This is a genomic window from Rhodopseudomonas sp. B29 (assembly GCF_000333455.1).
Classification (GTDB): Bacteria; Pseudomonadota; Alphaproteobacteria; order Rhizobiales; family Xanthobacteraceae; genus Rhodopseudomonas.
In genome coordinates this window covers 1-7,533 of record NZ_BADD01000249.1, presented here as the reverse complement: position 1 = coordinate 7,533, position 7,533 = coordinate 1, and the positions used below count along the sequence as shown (strand labels likewise).

The 7,533-nt window shown below is 63.5% G+C and carries 7 protein-coding genes and 2 pseudogenes; all 9 read left to right on the top strand.

Annotation, left to right across the window (positions count from 1 at the left end; all coding sequences use genetic code 11):
* Positions 1 to 335 (top strand): annotated as a pseudogene (locus I5M_RS09100) (TetR/AcrR family transcriptional regulator); the annotation flags it as partial.
* Between the two features lie 166 nt (positions 336 to 501).
* On the top strand, positions 502 to 963 hold the full coding sequence (locus I5M_RS09095) for a DUF2852 domain-containing protein (RefSeq protein ID WP_022721110.1): 462 nt from the start codon (positions 502 to 504) through the stop codon (positions 961 to 963).
* 151 nt (positions 964 to 1,114) lie between these two features.
* Positions 1,115 to 1,582 (top strand): carboxymuconolactone decarboxylase family protein, encoded by a 468-nt coding sequence (locus tag I5M_RS09090; protein WP_022721109.1) that lies wholly within the window; start codon positions 1,115 to 1,117, stop codon positions 1,580 to 1,582.
* A pseudogene (locus I5M_RS29420) lies at positions 1,566 to 2,469 on the top strand (sigma-70 family RNA polymerase sigma factor). Before I5M_RS09090 ends, I5M_RS29420 begins: the two are co-directional and overlap by 17 nt.
* A 267-nt stretch (positions 2,470 to 2,736) precedes the next feature.
* Entirely contained in the window at positions 2,737 to 3,435 is a 699-nt protein-coding gene (gene tolQ, locus I5M_RS09080) for a protein TolQ (RefSeq protein WP_022721108.1), read from the top strand.
* Positions 3,436 to 3,483: 48 nt separating this feature from the next.
* Positions 3,484 to 3,957, top strand: coding sequence for an ExbD/TolR family protein (locus tag I5M_RS09075; protein WP_022721107.1), 474 nt, complete (start codon positions 3,484 to 3,486; stop codon positions 3,955 to 3,957).
* A gap of 47 nt (positions 3,958 to 4,004) precedes the next feature.
* Positions 4,005 to 4,982 (top strand): hypothetical protein, encoded by a 978-nt coding sequence (locus I5M_RS09070; RefSeq protein ID WP_022721106.1) that lies wholly within the window; start codon positions 4,005 to 4,007, stop codon positions 4,980 to 4,982.
* Positions 4,983 to 5,051: 69 nt separating this feature from the next.
* A complete protein-coding gene (gene tolB, locus I5M_RS09065; protein ID WP_022721105.1) occupies positions 5,052 to 6,383 on the top strand; it encodes a Tol-Pal system beta propeller repeat protein TolB in 1,332 nt (443 codons plus the stop codon).
* A gap of 224 nt (positions 6,384 to 6,607) precedes the next feature.
* Positions 6,608 to 7,533 (top strand): PAS-domain containing protein (locus tag I5M_RS09060; RefSeq protein WP_022721104.1); only part of this gene is annotated, 926 nt, incomplete at its 3' end.

Sequence of the window (7,533 nt, the reverse complement as noted above, 5' to 3'; positions counted from 1 at the left end):
ACCAGATCCCGTTGCTGATGACTGCTTCCGAGCGCGCCTTCAACATCATTCGCGCCGCGGCCGAACGGCTCGCGGCGTTGACCCCGCCCGGCGTCGCGCGGCCGCCGGCGCTGATGATGGCTCTTCACATCTGGTCGATGTCGCATGGAATCGCGGCGCTGTTCGGCCGCGGCGATGGCGCCCGGCGCAAGCTGCCGATGGAGCCCGAAGAGCTGCTGGAGGCCGGGGTGCTGATCTATCTGCGCGGGCTAGGCTTCTCGACGGAGACCGCGGCGGAGACGGAAAAGCCAGCAGAAGCAACGCGATCCGGCCCGTGGGGTCCGGCCCCGAAGTAGGCTTCGACGCGTCGCCGAAGTTCGGGCGTACGGCGCATGCCCCCTGCGACACCCTGCGGCGAAAAATCATCCGACCGTTTTCCGACCTCGCTTGACAAAACTCAGGAACGGCCCAAGTATGTAAATGTTATTTACATTCACAACGGCACAGCCGATGGAGAATCGAATGAACGCCGCTGACTACAATCGTTGGGGCCCGGCCGAGGCGCGCTACCAGCCCATGCTGCGGCCGTCCTTCCGCCCCGGCTGGATCATCCTCACCGTCCTCGGCTTCATCGTGTGGTGGCCGATCGGACTTGCGCTTCTCTTCTATTCACTCTGGAGCAGAAACATGGGTTGCTGGGATCGAGACCGCTTCGCGGGCAAGATGGAGCGGATGCAGTGGAAGATGGACCGCATGCGCTCGCGCATGGACGGTTTCGGCTTCGGCCCGCCGTCGAGCGGCAACCGCGCTTTCGACGAGTATCGCATGGAGACGCTGCGCCGGCTCGAAGACGAACAGCGCGAATTCAAGGACTTCCTCGACCGCCTGCGTCACGCCAAGGACAAGGAAGAGTTCGACCTGTTCATGCAGCAGCATCGCGGCAAGCCGCAGCAGCCGTCCTCGGACAATCCGGCGCAGGGCTGATAGCATCTAATTATCAGACTTCGTTGCGCTAGCAGCCGCCCGCCTGAGCCCCCAGGCGGGTGGCTTTGCGTTTATCGAAAGAAATCTCGCGCGAATGTCACACCGCGTGGCGCAGCCTCGTCCTATGCTCATCCAACCGATGGAGAGGACGATGAAACCCCGTCTCAACCCCGCCGCCGCGGCGCCCGACATGTACAAGGCCATGGTGGCGCTCGAAGCCGCGATCCGGCATTCCGGCCTCGAACCGAGCCTGATCGAACTGGTCAAGATGCGAGCCTCGCAGATCAATGGCTGCGCCTTCTGCCTCGACATGCACAGCAAGGATGCCCGTGCCCACGGCGAGACCGAGCAGCGGCTGTATCTCCTGAATGCGTGGCGCGAGTCGCCGGCGTATAGCGAGCGCGAGCGCGCCGCCTTGGCCTGGACCGAGGCGCTGACACTGGTGGCGCAGACCAACGCACCGGATGCCGACTACGCGCTGCTCAGCGCACAGTTCGACGAGGCCGAGCAGGTCAAGCTGACGGTGCTGATCGGCGCCATCAACACCTGGAATCGCATTGCGATCGGCTTCCGCATGGTGCACCCGGTCGACGCCGCCATTCATGCCAAGGCCTCCTGACCAGACGCAACCGATGACCGACGCAGCGGCGAGTTTCGCGCCGCTGCGTCCGCGTTTGTTGCGCGTCGCCTATCGGATGCTCGGCTCGGTCAGCGATGCCGAGGACGTCGTGCAGGACGCCTATTTGCGTTGGCATCGCACCGACCGCGCCGAGGTTCTCGACCCGGCGGGCTACCTGGTTCGGACCGTGACGCGGCTTTGCCTCGATCAGTTGAAGTCAGCTCGTCGTCGGCGTGAGACCTATATCGGTCCGTGGCTGCCCGAGCCGATCGTCGCGGCTAAACCGACGAGGACAGCGCCGACGATATCACGCTGACACTGATGATCGCGCTGGAGCGATTATCACCGCTGGAGCGGGCGGCGTTCCTGCTTCACGACGTATTCGGTATCGGCTTCGACGAGATCGCCGGCACGCTCGACCGTGATGCCGCAGCGTGTCGCCAACTCGCGACGCGGGCCCGCGCGCATCTGCGCGCCGAGCGGCCGCGGTTTCCGATCTCGGCGGAGCAGGGGGAGGCCATCGCCGGCGCGTTCTACAGGCGTCGCGGAGCGGTGATGTAGCTGCGCTGATGGCCCTGCTAGCGGACGGCGTGACGTTCGTCAGCGATGGAGGCGGTAAGCGGCCGGCTGCGATCATTCCGGTGCGTGGCGCCGACAAGGTGCTGCGGCTTTTCGCCGGCATTGCCCGCAAGGTCAGGTCGGGCAGTTCGACACTGGTGGCCGTGCAGCCGATCGACGGCCTGCCGGGCTTCGTGACACGCGAGCCCGACGGGTTGCTCCAGACCACAGCGCTGGACATCGACAACGGCCGCATAGTTGCAATCTATGTTGTTCGCAACCCCGACAAGCTGCGCCACCTCTCTCCGCCCCTCCCGTCGCGCCATTAGAGGCCGCGCCAGCGCGATCACGGGCATTTTCACCCCCTTGATAACCCCTTGTTAACCCTGCGCGGGGTTTGGTGAGCAGGGCAAAAAGCGTCGTCAGCCCTTGTTTTGACACGTTGGAAGGGGATTGAGAGCCCGGCTCGGACGGGGCCTTCCCGTGACAGATCAGGTTGGCAATGGCGGTTTGCCAGCTCGCGGCGCGTGGCCGTGGGAACCACAGGCCGGCCAAGCCCAGCCGGACCGACCACTTTCTTGAGAGGATGTTGCACGATGAACGGCGAAGCGCTCCCTTCGGTAGTCGCCGACGTGTCGCTGGTATCGCTGTTCTGGCACGCCCACTGGGTGGTCAAGACGATCATGCTCGGCTTGCTCGGCTGTTCGGTCTGGGTCTGGGCTATCGCGATCGACAAGCTGTTTCTCTACGCCCGAACCCGCCGCGCCATGGATCGCTTCGAGCAGGCGTTCTGGTCGGGTGAGTCGATCGATGAGTTGTATCGCACGCTGTCGGCCAAGCCGACGCACTCGATGGCGGCGTGCTTCGTCGCCGCGATGCGCGAGTGGAAGCGCTCGTTCGAGAGCCATTCCCGGTCCTTTGCCGGCCTGCAGATGCGTATCGAGAAAGTGATGAACGTCTCGATCGCCCGCGAAATTGAGCGGCTCGACCGGCGGCTGCTGGTACTGGCGACGGTCGGTTCGGCCGGCCCCTTCGTCGGCCTGTTCGGCACCGTCTGGGGCATCATGTCGAGCTTCCAGTCGATCGCCGCATCGAAGAACACGTCGCTGGCGGTGGTGGCGCCCGGTATCGCCGAAGCGCTGTTCGCCACCGCTATCGGTCTGATCGCCGCAATTCCGGCGACAATTTTCTACAATAAGTTCACCTCGGAGGTGAACCGCCAGACTCAGCGGCTGGAAGGTTTCGCCGACGAGTTCTCGGCCATCCTGTCGCGCCAGATCGACGAGCGCACGTGAGATCTAACCGGACCGGCACAGTGAGCATCCGAACTTGGTGACGAACTCATGGCGATGAACATGGCCGCCGGTGGCGGCGGGGGTGGACGCCGCGGCAGAGGCCGCCGGCCGGTGATGGCAGAGATCAACGTCACCCCGATGGTCGACGTGATGCTGGTGCTGCTGATCATCTTCATGGTCGCGGCGCCGCTGCTCACCACCTCGATCGACATCGATCTGCCGACGGCGCGCGGCGGCGCCCAGATCCAGTCGAATTCGCCGCCGCTGACCCTGTCGGTCAAGCGCACCGGCGGCGGCTGCAATTCCAGCGTCGAGATGTATCTCGGCGATAGTCCGATCGCGGCGTCCGATCTGGACGCCAAGATCAAGGCCATCCGTGAGACCAGGTCGGATACCGACAATGTCGTGTATCTTCGTGGTGATAAAGACGTCTGCTATACGGACATGATGAAATTGCTCGGCCAGATCAAGGCCGCAGGCTTCAAGCCGAACATCGTCATCCTGCCGGACCAGGGCTCGTAATCCGGAGCTGACGAAGCCGCCGTGAGAATGGAGCGGGAATCCTGAAGGTGAAGATCGACAAGACCCTGGCTGCGTCGGTGGCGTTGCACGTCCTCGTGCTCGGCTGGGCCATGCTGTCTTTCACCTCCAAGGCGTTCGAACTCGAGCCGCAGGATTCTGTCGCGGTCGATACCATCTCGGAGGATCAGCTCGCCAAGGTGATGGCCGGCAACCGCAGCGGCAAGAAGGAGAATCCCAAGCCGCTGGCCGAGAAGGTCGCCGAGGCCAAGCCGGTCGAGGATCTGGTCGGCAAGATCGACGACAAGAAGCCGCCGGTAGTCACCGACACCTCGCCGCCGCCCCAGCCCAAGCCCGACAAGCCGGTCGAGAAGAAGCCCGATCCGCCGAAACCGGTGGTGAAAGAAGAGCCCAAAAAGGAAGAGCCGAAGAAGGCCGAGAAGAAGCCCGAGCCGAAGGACGAGACCAAGAAGGCCGAGAAGCCGCAGCCTGATCCCAAGGTCGATCCGATCGCCGAGGCTTTGAAGAAGGAAGAGAAGAAGCCGACGCCGCCCAAGCCGAAGGCCGAGGCGGCCGCCAAGCCGGCGCCCGAGAGGCCCAAGACCGAGCGGAATTTCCAGGAACTGATGAAGACCGCTCTGCTCGACAAGCGCGATCCGACGCGGCAGGCCGCAGCCGGCGACGTGCTGAATTCCAACGCCGCGCTGGGGCTGTCGAAGGGCAAGTCCGCCGACAATTCGGCGACCTGGGGCGCAATGTTCCAGTCGCAAGTCGAGCGTTGCTGGAAGAAGCCTTACGGCGGCATCGAAGCCCAGCGCGCCGAAGCTTCTTTCGTCATCCGCCTCAAGCGCGATGGTACGCTCGAAGGCATGCCGCAGCCGGAAGGCAATCCGCCGACACCGTATCTGCGCGTGTATCAGGAGAGCGCGCTGCGGGCGATCGTCGAATGCCAGCCCTACAATCTGCCGGCGCAGTTCTTCGAGGAGTGGAAATTCTTCGCCCCGGTGTTCACCGAACGACGAACTTGATGGCAAGTATCAACCCGGATTGCCGACGTGGCGCCGCGCGCGACACCCTGACCCGATGGAAATTTGAAAATGCCGCTACTGCTTGATCGACGCAAATTGATGCTCACCGCCGCAGGCGCCGCCGGCGCGGCCGCATTCGGACTACGCGAAGCCTTCGGCCAGGCGCGGGTGCAGATCACCGAAGGCAATTTCGCGCCGCTGCCAATCGCCATTCCGAACTTCGTGCCGGGCACGCCCGGCGATGCCGAAGTCAGCAACGGCGTCGCTCAGGTGATCACCAACAATCTCAAGCGCAGCGGCCTGTTCGCGCCGATCGACCAGGCGGCGTATCTCGAGAAGATCACCAACATCGACGTGCCGCCGCAGTTCAAGAGCTGGGCCAGCATAAACGCCCAGGCGCTGGTGACCGGCCGCATGACCCGGCAGCCGGACGGCCGGCTGAAGGCCGAATTCAGGCTGTGGGACGTCGCCACCGGACAGCAACTCGCCGGCCAGCAATACTTCACGTCGCCGGAATATTGGCGGCGCATCGCCCACATCATCTCCGACCAGATCTACGAGCGTCTGACCGGTGAAAAGGGGTACTTCGACAGCCGCGTGGTGTTCATCGACGAAAGCGGACCGGCCGAGCGCCGCGTCAAGCGGCTGGCGTTGATGGATCAGGACGGCGCCAACGTGCGCTATCTCACGCGCGGCGCCGATCTGGTGCTGACGCCGCGGTTCTCGCCGTCGACCCAGGAAATCACCTATATGGAATTCGGCCAGGGCGAGCCGCGTGTGTACTTGTACAACGTCGAGACCGGCCAGCGCGAGATCGTCGGCAACTTCCCCGGCATGTCGTTCGCGCCGCGGTTCTCGCCGGACGGTCAGCGCATCATCATGAGCCTGCAGCAGGGCGGCAACGCCAATCTGTTCGTGATGGATTTGCGCTCCAAAAGCACCACTCGGCTGACCGATACGCCGGCGATCGACACCTCGCCGTCCTACAAGCCGGACGGCAGCCAGATCTGTTTCGAGTCGGATCGTGGCGGCAAGCCGCAGATCTACGTGATGCCGGCATCCGGCGGCCAGGCGCAGCGCATTTCTTTCGGCGACGGCACCTATTCGACGCCGGTGTGGTCGCCGCGCGGCGACTACATCGCCTTCACCAAGCAGGGTGGTGGTCAGTTCGCGATCGGCATCATGAAGCCCGACGGCTCGGGCGAGCGCATCCTGACGTCCGGGTTCCACAACGAAGGCCCGACCTTCGCGCCCAACGGCCGCGTGGTGATGTTCTTCCGCGATCCCGGCGGAAATGCCGGCCCGTCGCTGTTCACGGTCGATATTTCGGGCCGTAACGAGCTGCGAGTCCCGACGCCGGGCTACGCATCCGACCCGGCGTGGTCGCCGCTATTGTCCTGAACGGCGAGTCTCCAGTTATCATTGTTGCCACTTTGAAGCGTGCGTGTAGCAGCCCAGCGTCGTATCTGCATTCGGGAACCAGAGCCACGACCAAGTTGACACTCAGTTGTCAGGTTCCGTGGACGTGCATCTGAGATTTCCTAAACTTTACGCTAACGATATTCGCTCAGGATTATTTCATCTGCTCAGAGTACGACAGTGCTCCGAAAGGACATGCGTGCCTGATGCTGCTTGCCCGTCGCCAACGCAACGCCGATCCTGAGATGTCTCCGGCGATCTACGCCGGTATGGTTGATTCGTTGTTCATGAACCCTGCGCCGATGATCTTCGGTGCGTTCGCGCCGGCGATTGCCGGATGCGTGATCGGGGTGATGACCGGCGATCTGCTCAATTGGATATGCGTTCCGCTGTTCGTCCTGGTCGGGTTCGCTCGCGCCCTCCAGATGCATCGTTATCGGCAACGCAATGCTCCGTTATCGCCGGAAGATGCCGACATTTGGGAGCAGCGCTATCGCATCGGCGGCTTAGCCCACGCCATTCTGCTCGGCGTTTGGTCGATGGTGGTGTTACTGAACACCAAAGACATGGGCGCGCATATGGTTTGCATCACCACGATCGTGGCGTACACCTCTGCGGGGGTCGGTCGCACCTTCGGTCGCCCGAAGATCTTTCAGATGCAGGTGCTGCTGAGCTGCGGTCCCTTGTGCCTGGCAATGATCGCGGTCGGTGGCGTGTACTACTGGACGTTGGCCTTCTTCAGCACGGTGTTCTTCGGGTCCATCCGACATCTGACGTCTAGCCTGCAGCGTATCTATCTCAATGCCTGGATCGGGCGTGAGCGCGAGGCCGCGCTCGCCCAGCAGTTCGACACTGCGCTGAACAATATGCCGCACGGTCTGTGCATGTTTCGCGCCGACGGCACGTTGGCGGTGATGAACCAGCGCTTCGCCGAGATGATGAAGCTGCGCGGCGATCAGGGCGCCGGCTCCCCGACGTCGGCGCAGATCGTATCTGCCTGCGTCACCAGCGGCGCCATCTCGGCGGCGAGCGGCCGATTGATCCTGGCCGATATCGATAATTCGCGGGCCGGCGAGATCGTCACGGTCGGCGACGAGGCTCTGCCGCATTCCATGTCGTGGACATTCCAGCC

Coding starts and splice junctions, on each gene's coding strand:
- tolB (WP_022721105.1), top strand. CDS start 5,052: ATGCCGCTACTGCTTGATCGACGCAAATTGATGCTCACCGCCGCAGGC.
- I5M_RS09095 (WP_022721110.1), top strand. CDS start 502: ATGAACGCCGCTGACTACAATCGTTGGGGCCCGGCCGAGGCGCGCTAC.
- I5M_RS09075 (WP_022721107.1), top strand. CDS start 3,484: ATGGCGATGAACATGGCCGCCGGTGGCGGCGGGGGTGGACGCCGCGGC.
- I5M_RS09090 (WP_022721109.1), top strand. CDS start 1,115: ATGAAACCCCGTCTCAACCCCGCCGCCGCGGCGCCCGACATGTACAAG.
- tolQ (WP_022721108.1), top strand. CDS start 2,737: ATGAACGGCGAAGCGCTCCCTTCGGTAGTCGCCGACGTGTCGCTGGTA.